The organism is Pseudomonas sp. GW704-F2 (assembly GCF_059423025.1).
This window is the reverse complement of record NZ_JBWKXO010000027.1, coordinates 35,886-54,459: the sequence shown is the minus strand read 5'-3', so window position 1 is coordinate 54,459 and position 18,574 is coordinate 35,886. Positions and strand designations below refer to the sequence as shown.

Here is an 18,574-nt window from a genome sequence, read left to right as displayed (position 1 = left end):
CGTTTTTCCATGGCGTAGCGCGTTTATACTCAAGGCTCTCCTTGTGTTGAGTGCCCGCCATGCGCCAGCTAGTGCTTCCCATCGCCGCCCTGTTGCTCAGCGCCTGTGCTTTACCACCCATCCCGCCGATGGACGCGCAACAGGCCTGGGTCGATTTCGCCACCCCGACACCGGGGGCCAAGCTGGTGATGGCCCAACGTCTGGATGGGAAAAACCTGAACGACGGGCGCTTCTTCCAGGTCCCGCCGGGCAGTCACGAGTTGATGGTGCGGTTTGATTTCGAAGTGCCGACCGGCGGCAGCTTTGGCGGGTTGTCGCAGACCCAGGACCGGACCTGTTTCATGACCTTGCAGTACGACCACTTCGAGGCAGGCCAGCGTTATCGCCTGGAGGGGCGCTCGTTGTCCTACACACCGAATATCCGGCTGTACAACGCCGCGCGTCAGTTATTGGCGCAGGAGCGCAGCGTGAACTGCATCTGATCAGTCATTGTTCTTCTGGTAGATGATTGCCTTGGTACCGTTCTCACACGTGCCTACGACCATGGCGACATCGTGCTTGTCGGCTTCTTCCTTGCTGACGATTTCCAGGGTGTAGGACGGAATCGCCTTGGCCTGGATCTTCACTTCGATCTCTTTCCTGAGTTCTTCGCAGTCTTTGGGCGCGGCCACAGCCGATGTGGCCAATACACCGCAGATGATCGCCAAGACAAAACGTTTCATGTGTGAAGCTCCCTGAATGCACGCGCACGAATGTGCGCCTATGGCTGCATAGGCTATAGGACCACATCGGGGAAACACGAGTTCTGATTTAACGCACAACTGAATGTGGGAGGGAGCAAGCCCCCTCTCACCTAAGGCTGTGTCAGTCGACGAGGGTGGCGTCCAGGCTGATTTTCGCGTTCAGCACCTTGGACACTGGGCACCCTTCCTTGGCTTTTTTGCTCAGCTCATCGAACTGCGCCTGGCTCGCGCCGGGAATCTTGGCGTTGAGGATCAGGTGTACAGCGGTGATCGCAAAACCACCGTCGACCTGGTCCAGGGTCACTTCGGCCTGGGTGTCGATGCTGTCAGCCTTGAGCCCGGCGTCGCCGAGAATCATGGAAAACGCCATGGAGAAACAGCCAGCGTGGGCTGCACCGATCAACTCTTCAGGGTTGGTGCCCTTGCCGCCCTCGAAACGGGCCTTGAAGCCGTAGGGCGCTTCGCGCAGCACGCCGGTTTCCGTGGAGATGGAACCCAGGCCTGTCTTCAGATCACCTTCCCAATGCGCGGATGCTTTTTTAACGATACTCATAGCAGTCTCCTCAAACGATGGTTTTGCGTCAGTAAGGGTTCTGAGGATAGATGCTTTGGCAAAGTTCACTTGTAAGAGAAACCTAGCAACAAAGTAGGAAATTTCGCACGACCTATTGAATCTCGGGTATATGCCCTCATTGCATAGAACATGCATATGAAGCGGCAGGTTTTGGTTCGTCTAAGAAACCTGCGCCCTTATTGGAGAAGCCGGCTTATGAAATCGCTGTCCGACGTGAAGTTCTCGACCCTCGACCTGGTGCCCGTGCGGGCCAACGGCAGCGCCGCGCAGTCGTTGCGCAATTCCCTGGACCTGGCCCAGCATGTGGAAAAGTTTGGCTACAACCGCTTCTGGGTGGCGGAACACCACAATATGGACGGCATCGCCAGCTCGGCCACCTCGGTATTGCTCGGTTACCTGGCCGGCGGCACCTCGACCATCCGCGTCGGCTCCGGCGGCGTGATGCTGCCCAACCATGCACCGCTGGTGATCGCCGAACAATTCGGCACCCTGGAAAGCCTGTACCCCGGCCGGATCGACCTGGGCCTGGGCCGTGCGCCCGGTTCCGACCAGATGACCGCCCGCGCCCTGCGCCGTGAGCGCTCCGGCAGCGCCGACGACTTCCCCGAAGACGTGGCCGAATTGATGGCCTACCTCGGCCCGCGCACGCCCGACCAGCGGGTGATCGCGGTTCCCGGCACCGGCACCAACGTCCCGGTGTGGCTGCTCGGGTCCAGCCTGTTCAGCGCGCAGTTGGCGGGGGAGCGCGGCTTGCCCTACGCCTTTGCCTCGCATTTCGCACCGCGCTTGATGCATGAGGCGATTCGCGTGTACCGCAATCACTTCAAGCCTTCGGCCGTTCTGGACAAGCCTTACGTAATGCTCGGCCTTCCGTTGGTCGCGGCGGATACCGACGAACAGGCCGATTACCTGGCCACTTCCGTCTACCAACGCATCCTGGCGCTGATGCGCGGGCAGAGCCTGGTGCAGCGTCCGCCGGTGGAAAGCATGGACGGCCTGTGGCTGCCCCATGAAAAAGACGCGGTGGGCAGCTTCCTCGGCCTGGCGATGGTCGGCAGCCCGGCGAAGATCCGCGCCAAACTGGAAGTACTGGTCGAACAGACCGGCGCCGACGAGCTGATCTTTACCTGCGACCTGTACGAACACGCCGACCGGATTCATTCCTACGAGCTGCTCGCGCAGTTGATGAAGGGCTAAATCTGGCAGGCGAAAAAAAACCGACGCACGCGCGTCGGTTTTTTATGTCTGCAACGCACGATTAACCGCGCTTGTAGACGATTTCCTTGGTGCCGCCTTCGCAGGTGCCAACCACCTTGCCGTCAGCCGCAGCGCCTTTAGCCACCACTTCCAACGAATAACCCGAAGCACCCTTGGCGTCGATTTTCGCGGCAATTTCGCTTTTCAGCTCTTCACACGGCTTGCCCGCCGCCAGCACGGTGCCCGCCATGCTCAACAAACCTACTGCTAACAAGAACTTTTTCATCCGTCACTTCCCTTGCGCTGATCGAAACGAGCGTGGCCGACGCTGGTCGCATCGGCCCCCATTGGTTGTAGCGCAGGTTATGGCAATCGGCCAGCCGGCAAGTTCAACGGTTTCGATCAACTACTGGCAATTCGGAACCCCACCTTCAACGTAACCTGGAAGTGCGCAGCCTTGCCGTCCTTGATATGGCCACGGGTTTCGGTCACCTCGAACCACTCCAAATGCTTGATGCTCTTGCTGGCTTCAGCCAGGGCGTTGTTGATCGCCTCTTCGATGCTGGTGGTGGACGAACCCACCAATTCGACTTTCTTGTAAGTGTGATGATCAGACATGGCGTTTCTCCTGAGGGTCGTCAATAAAGCCTAGCAGTCAAAGCTCATACTGCTTCTGGCGACCGTTCCTACTCGAAAGTTCAGATTTACTGCACTTTCTGAGACGGCCGTAGTCGGTATCTACACACGCCACCCAATCACTTCAGGAGAGTCCACATGGCCAACACCTCTTTACGCAAAGCGTCGCTGGAAAGCATGGAAGCCGAGATTTCGAGCCTGCTCAAGTCTCTTGAGAGCCTCAAGGACGACGCATCCGATGAGTCGCGCAAGACTCTGAAGGCCCTGAAAAGCAATGCCGAGAACGCGCTCAAGCATTCTCGCCACCTGATCAGCGACGCCTACGAAGAAAGCAAAGTCAAAATCCGCGAAACTGGCGTGGCGACCCGGGACTATGCACAAGAACACCCATGGACTACCGCCGGCGTTGCCGTTGGCGCGCTGGGCCTGCTGGCGGCTTACCTTTTGTGCAAACGCGGTAACTGATCTGCCGGCTATACCGGCTGGCGCGACAGCTCAGCCTTGAGCCATTGCGCCAATTGCCGAGCGCGCCCGTCCGCGGCGCGCTTGGGTAGCCACAACGCCAGGTGCGCCGGGGTTTGCGTGAAACCCCACGGCGCCACCAGGCGACCGGCGCGCACGTCCTCCGCCACCAGCGGCTCCGGCGCGATCGCCACACCCAGCCCCGCAACCGCCGCTTCCAGCAAGTAATACAAATGCTCAAACCCCTGGCCGAGTTTCAACGCACCGGGTTCGATCCCGTGTTGCTGCGCCCAGCTGGGCCAGGCCTGCGGGCGAGACGTGGTGTGCAACAGCGCTTCGCCGCACAGCGCCGTGGCCGGGGCGTCGCGCAGGCGTTCGTAACCGGCGAAACGCGGGCTCATGACCGGGCCGATGCGTTCGCTGGCCAGCTCGTACACCTGCATATCCGCCGGCCACGGCGGTTCGGCGAACAACAGCAGGGCATCCAGGCCGGGGCGGCGCGGGTCCAGATCACCTTCACCCGCCGACAGGTGCAAGCGCAGATCGGGCAGGTCGGCATTCAAGCGGCCCAGGCGCGGAATGAACCAGCGCGCCAGCAAACTGCCCGAACAGCCGAGGACGAACGGTGCATCGGCGCTGCTTTGGGTAATTTGCGCGCACACCTCCCTTAACCGCTCGAACGCCTCGGCACTCGCATCGCGCAGACGCACGCCGGCATCTGTGAGTTTGAGGCCGCGCCCTTCCTTGACGAACAGGCTGACCCCCAAATGTTCTTCCAGCACTTTAAGTTGGCGGCTCACGGCGCCATGGGTGACGTGCAACTGCTCAGCCGCCTGGCTCACACTGTTGAGGCGGGCCGTGGCTTCGAAGGCGCGCAGGGCGTTAAGGGGCGGGAGGTCTCGGCTCATCTGTGAGTTTTCCTGACAGGTTGCAGCGATCTTATCGGTTTTCAGCCCTGAGCGTCAGGGGTAGAGTGAGCGTCATTGCTTCCCACCCGAATTCTTTTCCTGGAGCGTCCCATGACTCAGTCCCAGACCGATCTACGCAACGGCCCTGACGCCAACGGCCTGTTCGGCGCATTCGGCGGCCGCTACGTCGCCGAAACCCTGATGCCGTTGATCCTCGACCTGGCCCGCGAGTACGAAGCGGCCAAGATTGATCCTGCGTTCAACGAGGAATTAGCCTACTTCCAACGCGACTACGTCGGTCGACCAAGCCCGCTGTATTTCGCTGAGCGCCTGACGGAGTTCTGCGGCGGCGCCAAGATTTACCTCAAGCGCGAAGAGCTGAACCACACCGGCGCGCACAAGATCAACAACTGCATCGGCCAGATCCTGCTGGCGCGGCGCATGGGCAAGAAACGCATCATCGCCGAGACCGGCGCCGGCATGCACGGTGTGGCCACCGCCACCGTGGCCGCGCGTTTCGGCCTGCAATGCGTGATCTACATGGGCACCACTGACATCGAGCGCCAACAGGCCAACGTATTTCGCATGAAGCTGCTGGGCGCTGAAGTGATCCCGGTGGTCGCCGGCACCGGCACCCTCAAAGACGCGATGAACGAAGCCCTGCGCGACTGGGTGACCAACGTCGACGACACGTTCTACCTGATCGGCACCGTTGCCGGCCCGCACCCTTATCCTGCGATGGTGCGCGACTTCCAGTCCGTGATCGGCAAGGAAACCCGCACCCAGCTGCAAGCCCAGGAAGGCCGTCTGCCGGACAGCCTGGTGGCGTGCATCGGCGGAGGGTCCAACGCCATGGGCCTGTTTCACCCGTTCCTGGATGACAGCAGCGTCGAGATCATCGGCGTGGAAGCCGCGGGCTTTGGCATCGAAACCGGCAAGCACGCCGCCAGCCTCAACGGCGGCGTACCGGGCGTACTGCACGGCAACCGCACCTTCCTGCTGCAGGACGACGATGGCCAGATCATCGACGCCCACTCGATTTCCGCCGGCCTCGACTACCCCGGCATCGGCCCTGAGCACGCCTGGTTGCACGATATCGGCCGCGTCCAGTACACCTCGGTGACCGACCACGAAGCGCTTGATGCCTTTCACAAATGCTGCCGCCTGGAAGGGATTATTCCTGCACTGGAAAGCGCCCACGCCCTGGCCGAAGTGTTCAAACGCGCACCGACCCTGCCGAAGGAACACCTGATGGTGGTCAACCTGTCCGGCCGTGGCGACAAAGACATGCAGACCGTGATGCACCACATGGAACAGTCCCAGCAGGAGAAACACTAAATGAGCCGCCTGCAAACCCGCTTTGCGCAACTCAAGCAACAAAACCGCGCCGCTCTGGTGACCTTCGTCACCGCCGGCGACCCCGGTTATGACACCTCGCTGGCGATCCTCAAGGGCTTGCCCGCCGCCGGTGCCGACGTGATCGAGCTGGGCATGCCCTTCACCGACCCGATGGCCGACGGCCCGGCTATTCAACTGGCCAACATCCGCGCGCTGAGCGCCAAGCAGAACCTGGCGAAAACCCTGCAGATGGTGCGCGAGTTCCGCAAGGACAACAGCGACACCCCGCTGGTGCTGATGGGTTACTTCAACCCGATCCACAAATACGGCGTGCCGGCCTTTATTGCCGACGCCAAGCAAGCCGGCGTCGACGGCCTGATCGTGGTCGACCTGCCGCCCGAACATAACGGCGAGCTGTGCGACCCGGCCCAGGCGGCAGGCATCGACTTTATCCGCCTGACCACGCCGACCACCGACGACGTGCGCCTGCCGACCGTGCTCAATGGCAGCTCGGGCTTTGTGTACTACGTGTCGGTAGCCGGTGTGACCGGTGCCGGTGCCGCCACCCTGGAACACGTCGAAGAAGCCGTGGCCCGCCTGCGTCGCCATACCGACCTGCCGATCAGCATCGGTTTCGGTATCCGCACGCCGGAACAAGCGGCCGCCATCGCGCGCTTGGCCGATGGTGTGGTGGTGGGTTCGGCGCTGATCGATCACATCGCCAACGCCAGCAACGACCAGCAAGCCATCGACGGCGTGCTGAGCCTGTGCGCGGCGCTGTCGGAAGGTGTCCGTAACGCACGTAAGTAAGCGCCTCGTATGCGCTAGGTAAAGTTCCTGATACACAGGAATCAACCGGCAACACCGTGGCCTAAACAACAAGACCAAGGGATTTCGAACCGTGTTCGCAATCCCTTTTTTTGTATGTGTGCCCTGGCACGCCTGCCGTACTACGAGGGTTACGAATGGCGCCGTTCGGGCCCGGACGTGGTGCTGATCGCAGTGGGCACCGGCATCGTCTATGAGATTCTGGAAGGCGTGTTGAACTGACGCCACGGTTCCGCGATTTCTTCCGCTAGGCTTAAGGGGCGAACCGTTCGTTCCCCCTTAACGCACTTCATGCCTATTGCCGTCTAACCACCTCAGCAAGCCCCGGTATTTCTTGCGCTCCCGGTCGTTAAGTTAGCCGCATCAGAAGTCATTCTTGGCTCTATGGAGTACATCATGGCATTTGATCTCATCACCGAATCGGACCGCCGTCACGCCACCTTGCAAAAAGGCTTCAACCTGCGCTGGCCGTTGGGCAACGTGCAGGGCCAATCCTCGCCCAACGGCGCCAACCTGATTTACCTCTGTTACAGCCCCCAGGACATCATCGACGCCGCGGCGCAAGCCCTGGCCGTTGCCAATGGCCGGATTACCGTGCGCAGCGGCGGCCACTGTTACGAAGGTTTCGTCGCCAACAAGATGCCCGACAACCCCAATGAGGTATTGGCGATTCTGGATATCGGGCAAATGAAGCAACTGGACTACGACGCCGACGGCCAACTGCACTCCCAGTTGATGCCGACCTTGCCCTATCGCTACCGCTTTCGCCTGGAAGCCGGCGGGCAGAACTGGGACGCCTACGTCGCACTGTACACGTTGGCCAACAAGACCCTGCCCGGGGGTTCGTGTTATTCGGTGGGCCTGGGCGGGCACATCTGCGGTGGCGGCTACGGCCTGCTCTCGCGCAAACACGGCCTGGTGTGCGACTGGCTGTCCGGTGTCGATATTCTGGTGCCCAACGCCCAGGGCAACGGCCTGACAGCGCGTCATGTCTGCCGGGAGAGCACCGACCCGGACGAACTGGACCTGTTTGCCGCGTGCTGCGGTGCCGGCGGCGGGCAATTCGGGATCATCACCAGTTATTACTTCAAGGACCTGCCGGACGCCCCCAAGGAGGTGCTTTGGCTGGTACTGGAATGGGACTGGGCGATGCTGACCAAACCGGCGCTCGACCGATTGCTGGTGGCCTATCAAGCCTGGTTCGCCCAACATCAGGCCGACCCGGACACCTGGGGCCTGGCGACCAAGCTGGAAATGCGCCACCAGCACACCGGCAACGTCACGCTGGGCATTCACTACGTGGACAAAGACGGCGAGTTGAACGATCAGGCGCCCTTCGACGATTTTGTCACGACGATGCTGGACGCCATCGGCATTGCCGCCAGCGAATCGGTGACACCGTTTCACGTGATCCACCTGCCGCGAAGCAACCCCACCGGGCGTGTCATCAACTCCTTGAGCACGGCGCAGGCCGTCGTGCGCCGTCTCGACTGGCTGCCGTGCCAGCAAACCCTCAACGGCTCCGGCGACAACCAGCGCGGCCGCTATAAGTCGGCCTATCAGAAAGGCATTTTCACGCCGCAGGTGTTATCCGCGATCTGGACCACGCTGACCTGGCCCGACCCGGCGAACGTGTTGACCCAAAGTCTCATACAGATCCAGTCGTTCGGCGGGCGCATCAACCAGCCAGATCCGGCAGTGCGGCGCGAATCGTCCGCGGCCCAGCGCGGCTCTTTCCTCAAGTGGCAACCGCAGTGTTATTGGCGCGATGCCAGCGCCGCCACCGACAAGGCACATGCCGATTGGATTCAGGGGCTGTTTTTCAACGCCTTCGCCAACGATCAAGGCGTGCCGCTCAACGCGGAGTTCGAGGGCTGCTACATCAATTACCCCGACCTCGACATGACGCACCTCGGCGGCAACCCGGCGAACGCCAAGAACCCCCAGTGGTACACGGTTTTCTTCCCCGACCTGATCATCGAAAGCCGCCTGCGGCGTACCAAGCAGCGCTGGGACCCGCTGAATATATTCCACAACGAAATGTCGGTGCCGTAAGCCGCAAATAAAAACGGGCGACCCCAAGGTCGCCCGTTTTTTTACAACTCGATCCGTTCGACCTTGCCCACCAACAAGATGTAGGAAAGCGCCCCGAGCAACGCCAGCACTGCGATATAGGTGATCGCCGGTGCGAACGAATCGCCGCTGGCCAGGAAGCCAATCACGATCGGCGTGGCAATCGCCGCCAGGTTGCCGATGAAGTTGAACACGCCACCGGTCAAGCCGAGCAAGCGAGCGGGTGCCAAGGTCGACACCAGCGACCAGGTGATCGACGCCAGGCCATTGCCGAAGAACGCCACCGCCAGGAACGCAATCACCCAGGCCGTCGAATCCACGTAGTTGGCGCCAATGATCGCGGTGGAAATCAACAGCCCGCCAATGATCGGCAACTTGCGCGCAAAACCCACCGACGCGCCACGGCGAATCAACCAGTCGGAAAAAATCCCGGAGCACAGCACGCCGACAAACGCCGCGAGGAAGGGCAGGGAAGCGAGCAGGCCGGATTTGATGAAGTCCATCCCGCGATATTTCACCAGATAGGTCGGGAACCATGTCAGGAAGAACCACAGCGTGGAGTTCAGGCAGAACTGCCCCAGGTAGATGCCCCAGAGTTTGCGCTTGCTCAGCACGATGCCCAGGTCGACCCAACTGAACGGTGCCTTGGTGGTTTGCGCCTGCATGTCCACCAGCCCGCCGCCGGCACGGATCAGTTCGATTTCAGCGGCGTTGGCGCCTTTGAAGTCCTTCGGCTCGCGGTACACCGCGTACCAGATCAGCGCCCAGAGGATGCCGACACCGCCGGTGGTGACAAACACCATGTGCCAGCCATAGTGGTGCTGCAACCAGGCCAGCACCGGGGTGAGAAACGCCAGCCCGACGAACTGCCCGGAGGTGTAGAAGCCAATCGCCGTGGCGCGCTCACGCTCGGGGAACCATGTGGTGACCACGCGGCTGTTGATCGGATAGGCCGGCGCTTCCAGGGCGCCCACCGCCATGCGCAGGACAAACAGCGCGATGAAGCTGGCCGCAAAGCCGAGCATCACAGTGGCGATGGACCACAGCAGCAGGGCCACGGTGTAGAGGATGCGCGGCGGCACCCGGTCGACCAGCCAGCCACCGGGGATTTGCATGGCGGCGTAGGTCCAGCCGAACGCCGAGAAAATCAGCCCGACATGCACCGGGTCGATGCCCAGGTCACTGGTCAGGGCCGGGGCCGCGATCGACAGGTTGCTGCGGTCGAGGTAGTTGATCACCACGGTGATAAACAGCAGCACCATGATGAAGTAGCGCTTTCTGCTAGGCGTGACTAAAGAAGCCTGCCCGGTGAGGGATTCAGGGTGCATGGGGTTGTCTCTTCTTATGTTTATTGAGGACGGACTTACTGACCAAACCGGCTCAAATGTGGGAGGGGGCTTGCCCCCGATAGCGGTGAACCAGCCGCCGAAGATGTCGACTGACACTCAGCTATCGGGGGCAAGCCCCCTCCCACATTTTTTGCCACATTTTTTCAGGCAGACATCACCACTCGGCAAAACTGCCGTCGGCATGGCGCCAGATCGGGTTGCGCCAGCGATGGCCGATGGCCGCGCGTTCGATCACGTATTCCTCGTTGATCTCGATGCCCAGGCCCGGCCCGTTGGGGATCTTCACGAAGCCCTGGTCATAGTCGAACACGCCCGGGTCGCGCACGTAGTCGAGCAGGTCGTTGCTCTCGTTGTAGTGAATGCCCAGGCTTTGCTCCTGGATAAACGCGTTGTAGCAGACCGCGTCCAGCTGCAGGCAGGCGGCCAGCGCGATCGGGCCCAGCGGGCAGTGCAGCGCCAGGGCCACGTCGTAGGCTTCGGCCATGTTGGCGATCTTGCGGGTTTCGGTGATACCGCCAGCGTGGGAAGCGTCCGGCTGGATGATGTCGACGTAGCCTTCGCTGAGCACGCGCTTGAAGTCCCAGCGCGAGAACAGGCGCTCGCCCAGGGCAATCGGGGTGCTGGTCAGCGGTGCGAGTTCCTTCAGCGCTTCGTAGTTTTCGCTGAGTACCGGCTCTTCGATGAACATCAGTTTGTAGGGGTCCAGCTCTTTCATCAGCACCTTGGCCATGGGCTTGTGTACGCGGCCATGGAAGTCGACGCCGATGCCCACGTTGGGGCCGACGGCATCGCGCACGGCGGCAACGTTGGCCAGCGCCAGGTCGACTTTTTCGAAGCTGTCGACGAACTGCAATTCTTCCGTGCCGTTCATTTTCACCGCAGTGAAGCCACGGGCCACGGCCTCTTTGGCGGCGCGGGCGGTGTCGGCGGGGCGATCGCCGCCGATCCACGAATACACGCGAATCTTGTCACGCACCTGGCCGCCCAGCAGGTCGCTGACCGACACGCCCAGGGCCTTGCCCTTGATGTCCCACAGCGCCTGGTCGATGCCGGCCAGCGCGCTCATGTGCACGGCGCCGCCGCGATAGAAACCGCCGCGATAGAGCACGGTCCAGATGTCTTCGATATTGCGTGGGTCTTTGCCGATCAGGTAGTCGGACAGTTCCTCGACCGCAGCCGCCACCGTGTGGGCGCGGCCTTCGACCACGGGTTCGCCCCAGCCGGTGACGCCCTGGTCGGTCTCCACTTTGAGGAAGCACCAGCGCGGTGGGACGATGAAGGTAGTCAGTTTGGTGATTTTCATCTTCTTATCTCTCTTGTCGATGCAGCGCCCAAGGCGCCAAGCTTGCGATCAGTTCAGGGCATTCCAGGCCGCGACATACGCCTGGGCACTGCTCGCCACCTCGGCCACGGACATGCCCGGCTTGAACAATCCGGACCCCAGGCCGAAGCCCCTGGCGCCGGCGTCGAAATACACCTGCATGTTGGCCGGGCTCACGCCGCCGACCGGCAGCAACAGCGTGCCCGCCGGCAATACCGCCAGCCACGCCTTGATCACCGCCGGGCCCATTTGCTCGGCGGGGAACAGTTTCAATACGTCGGCGCCTTCGGCCAGCGCGGCGAACGCCTCGGTCGGGGTGGCTACACCTGGCGACAGGTACAGGCCGGCGGCTTTCGCGGCACGCAAGACCTTGGCGTCGCTGTGGGGCATCACGATCACCTGGCCACCGGCGGCCTTGACCTGCTCGACCTGCGCCGGCGTCAACACCGTGCCGGCGCCGATCAGGCAATCGGCGGGCAGGCTGTCACGCAGGGTGCGGATGCTGGTGTAAGGGTCCGGCGAATTGAGCGGGACTTCGATCACGCGAAAACCGGCGCGGTACAGCACCTGGCCAATCGCCTCGGCTTCGTCCGGGCGCACGCCGCGCAGGATCGCGATCAAACCGTTTTGCGTGAGTGCTTGCTTGAGCATGTCAGGCCTCCATTGCTGGTTGAATGAGCCCGGCGGCCAGGGCCAACTGCCAGAGACCGCGTTCGCTGGCCTCTTGCGCCAGGCTGACGTGGGCGAAGCCGCAGAGGCCGAGGGCACGCTGGTAACGTGTACAGAGCGGTGCGGCGCCGACCAGGATGATCGGCTTATGTTTGGCGGCACCGGGCAAGCCGGCGAGTTCATGGCCGATCAACAGGCCGGAGAGGTAGTCGGGCTGCTGGTCCGGGGCGAGTTCGCCGGTCAAGCCCAGGGTGCGTGCGCTGAACAGCGTCGACAGCACGCCGCGCTGGCCGTCTGCCGACAGCGCCACGCGCACGCCGCGGTCGAAAGCCGCCGCCTGGAAGTGTTCGGCGGGTTGTTGGGTGCGCCCGAGCAGGCTGTGCTTGCTCAGCACCGCGAACAGTTCGCCGGTCATGAAGGTGTCGAAATGGGTGATACAGCCATCGACCACCTCGACCCATTTGGAATGGCTGCCGGGCAGGCCGATCAAGACCTCGGTGCCGAGGCCTTGCAGCACGCCGAGTACCTGGGTTTCTTCGCCGCGCATCACGTTGGGCAAGCCGACCTGCTCGATCACGCCGGGCACGATATGCACATCGACGCCGCGCACACTGCGCACGCGGTGCAACGCTTGGCCGAGGCTGGCGACGTCGACCGGGGTGTTGCGGTAGGCCGCTTCGCTCCAGCCCTGGGCGCTGCCGACCATGCCGCAGGCGATCACCGGCAAGCCCGGTTGCGCGTCGAGCCAATCGCCACAGGCCGCGTCGAATGCCAACTCGAAGCCATCGCTGCAGCAAACGCCGGCAATCTCCCGGGGCTGGCTGGGCAGGTGCATGATCCCCGACGCCAACGCACGTTGTTCCAGCACCACGCCTGCGGGGCCGAGTTTATAAGCACGAAGGGAACTGGTTCCCCAATCGAGCGCGATCAATTGCGCCGGCATCGCTTCACCTGAAATGAGTGGGTGCTGAAAAAAGCAGATGGGCAAATATAAACCTATGCTCGGCGATATCTCAATATATAAATATCAATCCCATATATTGGAATAAATCGAGATAAATCCTACAACCACTCCGCCTTTTACTGCGGGAACGGCCAGGCTTTATCTGATAAGAGAGGTTAAAAAGCCGACAGATTCAGTTCGCGTATCGCACCCATCCAGATCGCGTACTCGGTGTGGTCCTTCAGGTCATCGCCCCCCTAGACCGCAATCGACGGCAGGGCCAGCCCGGTCAGCGACTGTGCGCTGCGCGCCTGCTCCGCCACCAGCCAGTCGACGAACCGCTCGACCAACTGCCCCCGCCGTTTGCGCTGCGGCTGCACCACGTAGTAGCCGAAGCGTGAGATCACCGTGTCGCTGATCGGCCGGCACAGCCACTTCTGTTCCAGCAGGTTGTCCACCAAGTGGCGCCAGCCGATGGCCACGCCCTGGCCGGCAATCGCGGCCTGGATCAACAGGGTGTAGTTATCGAAGCGCAGTTGGCCGGGGGTCGGCGTGCTGGTAATGCCCAGTTCGCGGAACACGCCGCTCCAGTCGAACCACTGGCTGGTGTGTTCCTGGCGCAGGTGCAGCAAGGGGCAGTCGGGCAAGGTCTGCACGGTCAGCGGCGTGGCCTGGTCCTTGAGCCATTGCGGACTGCACACCGGGAACACTTCCTCATTGAACAGCCACAGGCTGTCGCCCTGCTTGAAACGGCCGTCGCCAAACAGCACCGCCACGTCGATATCGCTGCGCAACGTGGCGTGATTGCGCTCGCTGGTCACCAGGCTGACGTCGACCTGGGGGTTGGCCGCATGGAAGCGATGCAGGCGCGGCATCAGCCAGTAGGCGGCGAAGGCGAAGTCGGTGGCCACTTGCAGCACTTCGTGCTGGTCCTGCTGGGTGATCGCGCTCAGGCCCTGGTTGATGGTCTGCAAACCGCCCTGGACATGTTCGAACAGCAGCGCGCCGGCGTCGGTCAGCTCGATGCCACGGTAGATGCGATCAAACAGGCGGATCGCCAATTGCTCTTCGAGGCGCTTGATCTGCTGGCTGATGGCCGGCTGGGTGGTGCCCAGCTCCATCGCCGCAGCGGTAAAACTGCGGTGGCGCGCCGCCGCTTCGAACGCCCGGAGCAGATCGAGGGATACGTCGCCGAAGGCTTTATACATAAGCTGTACTTATCCTAGACATTGCCTTTCATGGGCTTTACCCCATTTTCCATGGGCTGCATGCTCATTCGCATAAACACCGCCTATGGAATGCCGAAGACCCATGAAGCGCAAGAACATTCTTTTCATCATGGCCGATCAAATGGCCGCGCCGATGCTGCCGTTCTACGGACCTTCCCCGATCAAGTTGCCGAACCTCAGTCGCCTCGCCGCACAAGGCGTGGTGTTCGACGCCGCCTACTGCAACAGCCCGCTGTGTGCGCCGTCGCGCTTTACCCTGGTCAGCGGCCAGTTGCCGAGCAAGATCGGCGCCTACGACAACGCGGCAGATTTCCCCGCCGATGTGCCGACGTATGCCCACTACCTGCGTCGTCTTGGCTACCGCACCGCGCTGTCGGGCAAGATGCATTTCTGCGGGCCAGACCAGTTGCACGGTTACGAAGAGCGCCTGACCAGCGACATCTACCCCGCCGACTATGGCTGGGCGGTGAACTGGGATGAGCCGGACGTGCGCCCCACCTGGTACCACAACATGTCCTCGGTGCTGCAAGCCGGGCCGTGCGTGCGGACCAACCAACTGGATTTCGACGAAGAGGTGGTGTTCAAGGCCCAGCAGTACCTGTTCGACCACATTCGCGAGGGCGGCGACCAGCCGTTCTGCCTCACCGTGTCGATGACCCATCCCCACGACCCGTACACCATTCCCAAATCGTTCTGGGATCTGTACGACGACAGCGACATCCCGTTGCCCACAACCCCGGCCCAGGGCGATCTCGACCCGCACTCCCAGCGCCTGCTCAAGGTCTACGACCTGTGGGACAAGCCGCTGCCAGTGGACAAGATCCGCGATGCGCGCCGCGCCTACTTCGGCGCCTGCAGTTACATCGACAGCAATGTCGGCAAGCTGCTGCAGACCCTGGAAGACACCGGCCTGGCCGACGACACCCTGATCGTTTTCTCCGGCGACCATGGCGACATGCTCGGCGAGCGCGGCCTCTGGTACAAAATGCACTGGTTCGAAATGGCCGCCCGCGTGCCGCTGCTGATCAGCGCGCCGGGGCAGTTCGCGGCGTGCCGTGTGACCCAGGCGGTCTCCACCGCCGACCTGTTGCCGACCCTGGTGGAACTGGCCGGCGGCGAACTCGAACCGCACTTGCCCATGGACGGCCGCTCGCTGGTCCAGCACCTGCAAGGGCAGGGCGGGCACGACGAAGTATTCGGCGAATACATGGCCGAAGGCACCCTCAGCCCGCTGATGATGATTCGCCGTGGCGCCTACAAATTCATCTACAGCGAAGACGACCCCTGCCTACTGTTCGACATACACAACGACCCGCGCGAACAGGAAGAACTCAGCCAATCGCCGCAGCATCGGGCGCTGTTTGCCGCCTTTCTGCTTGAGGCGCGGGCCAAATGGGACATCCCGGCGATCCACCAGCAGGTGCTCGCCAGTCAACGCCGTCGCCGCCTGGTCTACCAGGCGCTGACCCAGGGCAAGCTGAAGAGCTGGGATCACCAGCCGCTGGTGGACGCCAGTCAGCAATACATGCGCAACCATATCGACCTCGACGACCTGGAGCGCAAGGCACGTTATCCACAACCCTGCCAAAACCAATAAAACAGAGGGAAGGCCATGCAAAAATTGACTGTGGTGCTGGGCGTAATGGGCATGGCGGCGTTGAGCAGCGCCACCGTGTACGCGGACGCCGGTTGTGAGACGGTGAGGATGGCCGATCCTGGCTGGAGTGATATTGCCGCCACCAATGCCGTCGCCGGTTTTCTGCTGACGGGCATGGGTTACAAGCCCAAGGTCGACACCCTGGCGGTGCCGATCACCTTCGGCGGGCTCAAGGACGGCCAGGTGGATGTGTTCCTGGGTAACTGGATGCCGGCGCAGCAAGGTTTCTACGACAAATTCGTGGCCAACGGCGATGTGGTGCAGTTGGCGAAAAACCTCGACGGCACCGAATTCACCCTGGCTGTGCCGGACTATGTGTGGGACGCCGGGGTGCATGACTTTGCCGACCTCAACTCATTCGCCGACAAGTTCGACAAGAAGATCTACGGCATCGGCTCCGGCGCGCCGGCAAACCTCTCGCTGCAGGAGATCATCAAGAAGAACGACTTCGACCTGGGCCAATGGAAGCTGATCGAGTCCAGCGAACAGGCGATGCTCGCCGAAGTCTCACGGGCGGTGAAGAAACAGCGCTTCATCACCTTCCTCGGCTGGACCCCGCACCCGATGAACGTGCAGTTGAAAATGCACTACCTCAAGGGCGGCGAGAAGTACTTCGGCGACACCGGCAGCGTGTATACCCTGACGCGCAAGGGTTATGCACAAGCCTGCCCGAACGTAGGAAAACTGCTGACCAACCTGAGTTTCACCCAGGCGATGGAGAACAGCATCATGGCCGCGGTGGTCAACAACAAGGTCAGCAACGCAGATGCGGCGAAGGCGTGGATCAAGGCCAACCCTGCGGTACTGGTGCAGTGGCTCGACGGCGTGAAAACCGTGGACGGCCAGGATGCATTGGCGGCCGTAAAAGCCAAGCTCTAAAGCCCACCACTATCCAAATGTGGGAGGGAGCTTGCTCCCGATAGCGGCGGATCAGTCACTACATCATTGACTGTCAGTCCGCTATCGGGGGCAAGCCCCCTCCCACAAAAAGCCGGTGTGTACTGATACCCTGAGCCAAACCTTTCAATCCGAGTTTGCGATGCCCCGGCCCAACCGCCACACACTCTTCCCCTTCCTCAGTTGGCTGCCGCGCCAAACCCGCGCCAGCGTCGGCCGGGACGCGATCGTCGGCCTCAGCGGCGCAGTGCTGGCCTTGCCGCAGTCGATTGCCTACGCGCTCATCGCCGGTCTCCCACCGGAATACGGCCTGTACGCCGCGATCATCCCGGTGCTGATCGCGTGCCTCTGGGGTTCGTCCTGGCACCTGATCTGCGGCCCCACGGCAGCGATATCCATCGTGCTCTACGCCAGCGTCAGCCCCCTGGCCGTGCCGGGTTCACAGGACTACATCACCTTGATCCTGCTGCTGACCTTCCTCGCCGGAGTGTTCCAGTGGTTGCTCGGCCTGCTGCGCTTCGGCGCGCTGGTGAATTTCATCTCCCATTCGGTGGTGCTGGGGTTCACCCTCGGCGCCGCCGTGGTGATTGCCCTCGGCCAACTGCCCAACCTGTTGGGCCTGGATTTGCCGAGCCAGGCCACGGCGATCAACAGTCTGATGGCACTGATCGAGCACGGCGGCGAGTGGGACCACGCCTCACTCGCCCTGGGGCTCGGCACCTTGCTGGCGGGCGCGCTGCTCAAGTACCTGCTGCCGCGCTGGCCGACGCTGTTGATCACGCTGGCGCTGGGCAGCCTGGCCGCCTGGCTGTGGCCGGCGATATTCGGGCAGGTGGCGCTGGTCAGTGCGTTTATCGGCAAGCTGCCGCCATTCAGCCCGTTGCCGCTGGACCTGGACATGCTCTTGCGCCTGCTGCCCAGCGCCGTGGCGGTGGGCATGCTCGGGCTGGTGACCAGCCTGTCGATCGCGCGCTCGCTGGCGGCGCGCTCGCAGCAATTGCTCGACGCCAACCAGGAAGTTCGAGCGCAGGGTTTGTCCAATATCGTCGGCGGATTTTTCTCCGGCTACCTGTCGGCCGGTTCCTTCACGCGCTCCGGCCTCAGCTATGAAGCAGGCGCCTGCTCGCCGCTGGCGGGGGTGTTTTCCGCCCTGTGGGTGGCGTTGTTCGCACTGTTTGGTGCTGCGCTGATCGCACATATACCGATCCCGAGCATGGCCGCGAGCATCCTGCTGATCAGTTGGGGCCTGGTGGATCATCGGGGCATTCGCGCGTTGTTCCGGGTCAGTCGCGCCGAGTTTGTGGTGATGAGCCTGACCTGCATCGCCACGTTGCTGCTGGAGCTGCAAACCGCGATTTACGCCGGAGTGCTGGCCTCGCTGTTTTTCTACCTCAAGCGCACCTCGCAGCCGCGGGTTCAGCAATGGCGCGACGGCGAGGAAGAGGTGTTGCGGGTCGGTGGCTCGATCTTTTTCGGCGCCAGCCATTACCTGCAGGTTCGCCTGCAAAGCCTGCAGAGTGAGCGGGTGGTAATCGAAGCGCAGCAGATCAACTTTATCGACTATTCCGGGGTGGAGATGCTGCACCAGGAAGCGCGGCGATTAAGGGCGATGGGCCGTAGCTTGACCTTGCGCCGGGCCAGGCCGCAGGTCGTCGAGGAGTTGAAAAAGCTGGAAGGCGCCGACAATTGCCCCATCCATTTCGAAGACTGAATGCGGTCAAACAGGTGGGAGGGGGCTTGCTCCTCCCAC

The 18,574-nt window shown here is 62.2% G+C and carries 19 protein-coding genes and 2 pseudogenes; 10 read left to right on the top strand and 11 right to left on the bottom strand.

From position 1 onward, the window contains the following. Positions 1–59 precede the first annotated feature (59 nt). Entirely contained in the window at positions 60–482 is a 423-nt protein-coding gene (locus tag AC07W0_RS21360) for a PA0061/PA0062 family lipoprotein (RefSeq protein ID WP_017848991.1), read from the top strand. Here the strand turns inward: AC07W0_RS21360 and AC07W0_RS21355 are convergent, their stop codons facing one another. Together AC07W0_RS21355 and AC07W0_RS21350 are read right to left on the bottom strand one after the other, a co-directional pair. After that, positions 483–722, bottom strand: coding sequence for a DUF1161 domain-containing protein (locus tag AC07W0_RS21355; RefSeq protein WP_017848990.1), 240 nt, complete (start codon positions 720–722; stop codon positions 483–485). A 142-nt stretch (positions 723–864) separates the two neighbouring features. Next, positions 865–1,296, bottom strand: a complete 432-nt coding sequence (locus AC07W0_RS21350) for an OsmC family protein (protein WP_017848989.1) — start codon at positions 1,294–1,296, stop codon at positions 865–867. A 216-nt stretch (positions 1,297–1,512) separates the two neighbouring features. Here AC07W0_RS21350 and AC07W0_RS21345 point away from each other — a divergent pair, with 216 nt between their 5' ends. Next, complete coding sequence (locus tag AC07W0_RS21345) at positions 1,513–2,514, top strand: LLM class flavin-dependent oxidoreductase (RefSeq protein WP_017848988.1); 1,002 nt, start codon at positions 1,513–1,515, stop codon at positions 2,512–2,514. Positions 2,515–2,575: 61 nt separating this feature from the next. Here the strand turns inward: AC07W0_RS21345 and AC07W0_RS21340 are convergent, their stop codons facing one another. Further along, a complete protein-coding gene (locus tag AC07W0_RS21340; RefSeq protein WP_017848987.1) occupies positions 2,576–2,800 on the bottom strand; it encodes a DUF1161 domain-containing protein in 225 nt (74 codons plus the stop codon). A 116-nt stretch (positions 2,801–2,916) separates the two neighbouring features. Continuing rightward, positions 2,917–3,132 (bottom strand): dodecin, encoded by a 216-nt coding sequence (locus tag AC07W0_RS21335; RefSeq protein WP_017848986.1) that lies wholly within the window; start codon positions 3,130–3,132, stop codon positions 2,917–2,919. 156 nt (positions 3,133–3,288) lie between these two features. Between AC07W0_RS21335 and AC07W0_RS21330 the strand changes: the two genes are divergently transcribed. Continuing rightward, the gene (locus AC07W0_RS21330) at positions 3,289–3,615 is read left to right on the top strand and encodes an ElaB/YgaM/YqjD family protein (protein WP_102618190.1); all 327 of its coding nucleotides are present in this window, start codon (positions 3,289–3,291) and stop codon (positions 3,613–3,615) included. Positions 3,616–3,623: 8 nt separating this feature from the next. Here the strand turns inward: AC07W0_RS21330 and AC07W0_RS21325 are convergent, their stop codons facing one another. Then, positions 3,624–4,520 carry a LysR family transcriptional regulator gene (locus tag AC07W0_RS21325; RefSeq protein WP_017848985.1) on the bottom strand — a complete coding sequence of 299 codons (897 nt, stop codon included), beginning with the start codon at positions 4,518–4,520 and terminating at the stop codon, positions 3,624–3,626. A 111-nt stretch (positions 4,521–4,631) separates the two neighbouring features. On the opposite strand from AC07W0_RS21325, the gene trpB reads away from it, so the two are divergent. The 4 genes and pseudogenes from trpB (at position 4,632) to AC07W0_RS21305 (ending at position 8,741) form a co-directional block, all read left to right on the top strand. After that, on the top strand, positions 4,632–5,858 hold the full coding sequence (gene trpB, locus AC07W0_RS21320; protein WP_017848984.1) for a tryptophan synthase subunit beta: 1,227 nt from the start codon (positions 4,632–4,634) through the stop codon (positions 5,856–5,858). Beyond that, positions 5,859–6,668 carry a tryptophan synthase subunit alpha gene (gene trpA / locus AC07W0_RS21315; RefSeq protein ID WP_046381551.1) on the top strand — a complete coding sequence of 270 codons (810 nt, stop codon included), beginning with the start codon at positions 5,859–5,861 and terminating at the stop codon, positions 6,666–6,668. It begins immediately after the preceding gene. Between the two features lie 120 nt (positions 6,669–6,788). Further along, positions 6,789–6,908, top strand: a pseudogene (locus tag AC07W0_RS21310) (RcnB family protein); the annotation flags it as partial. A gap of 174 nt (positions 6,909–7,082) precedes the next feature. Further along, a complete protein-coding gene (locus AC07W0_RS21305; RefSeq protein WP_102618191.1) occupies positions 7,083–8,741 on the top strand; it encodes a BBE domain-containing protein in 1,659 nt (552 codons plus the stop codon). Between the two features lie 41 nt (positions 8,742–8,782). On the opposite strand, the gene AC07W0_RS21300 is transcribed toward AC07W0_RS21305, so the two are convergent. The 6 genes and pseudogenes from AC07W0_RS21300 to AC07W0_RS21275 form a co-directional block, all read right to left on the bottom strand. Continuing rightward, positions 8,783–10,087, bottom strand: a complete 1,305-nt coding sequence (locus AC07W0_RS21300; RefSeq protein ID WP_046381554.1) for an MFS transporter — start codon at positions 10,085–10,087, stop codon at positions 8,783–8,785. A 175-nt stretch (positions 10,088–10,262) separates the two neighbouring features. Next, positions 10,263–11,411 carry a galactonate dehydratase gene (gene dgoD, locus AC07W0_RS21295; protein WP_003170741.1) on the bottom strand — a complete coding sequence of 383 codons (1,149 nt, stop codon included), beginning with the start codon at positions 11,409–11,411 and terminating at the stop codon, positions 10,263–10,265. 48 nt (positions 11,412–11,459) lie between these two features. Next, positions 11,460–12,080, bottom strand: a complete 621-nt coding sequence (locus AC07W0_RS21290) for a 2-dehydro-3-deoxy-6-phosphogalactonate aldolase (protein WP_017848979.1) — start codon at positions 12,078–12,080, stop codon at positions 11,460–11,462. Position 12,081: 1 nt separating this feature from the next. Next, entirely contained in the window at positions 12,082–13,041 is a 960-nt protein-coding gene (locus AC07W0_RS21285) for a 2-dehydro-3-deoxygalactonokinase (protein ID WP_102618192.1), read from the bottom strand. A 176-nt stretch (positions 13,042–13,217) separates the two neighbouring features. Next, a pseudogene (locus tag AC07W0_RS21280) lies at positions 13,218–13,295 on the bottom strand (DOPA 4,5-dioxygenase family protein); the annotation flags it as partial. A 3-nt stretch (positions 13,296–13,298) separates the two neighbouring features. After that, a complete protein-coding gene (locus tag AC07W0_RS21275; protein WP_017848977.1) occupies positions 13,299–14,249 on the bottom strand; it encodes a choline sulfate utilization transcriptional regulator in 951 nt (316 codons plus the stop codon). Between the two features lie 103 nt (positions 14,250–14,352). Between AC07W0_RS21275 and betC the strand changes: the two genes are divergently transcribed. The 3 genes from betC to AC07W0_RS21260 all read left to right on the top strand — a co-directional run bounded on the left by betC (position 14,353) and on the right by AC07W0_RS21260 (position 18,535). After that, a complete protein-coding gene (gene betC / locus AC07W0_RS21270; RefSeq protein ID WP_102618193.1) occupies positions 14,353–15,867 on the top strand; it encodes a choline-sulfatase in 1,515 nt (504 codons plus the stop codon). A gap of 15 nt (positions 15,868–15,882) precedes the next feature. After that, positions 15,883–16,806 (top strand): choline ABC transporter substrate-binding protein, encoded by a 924-nt coding sequence (gene choX, locus AC07W0_RS21265; RefSeq protein WP_102618194.1) that lies wholly within the window; start codon positions 15,883–15,885, stop codon positions 16,804–16,806. A 160-nt stretch (positions 16,807–16,966) separates the two neighbouring features. Beyond that, positions 16,967–18,535 carry a SulP family inorganic anion transporter gene (locus AC07W0_RS21260; RefSeq protein WP_102618195.1) on the top strand — a complete coding sequence of 523 codons (1,569 nt, stop codon included), beginning with the start codon at positions 16,967–16,969 and terminating at the stop codon, positions 18,533–18,535. Positions 18,536–18,574: the final 39 nt, after the last annotated feature.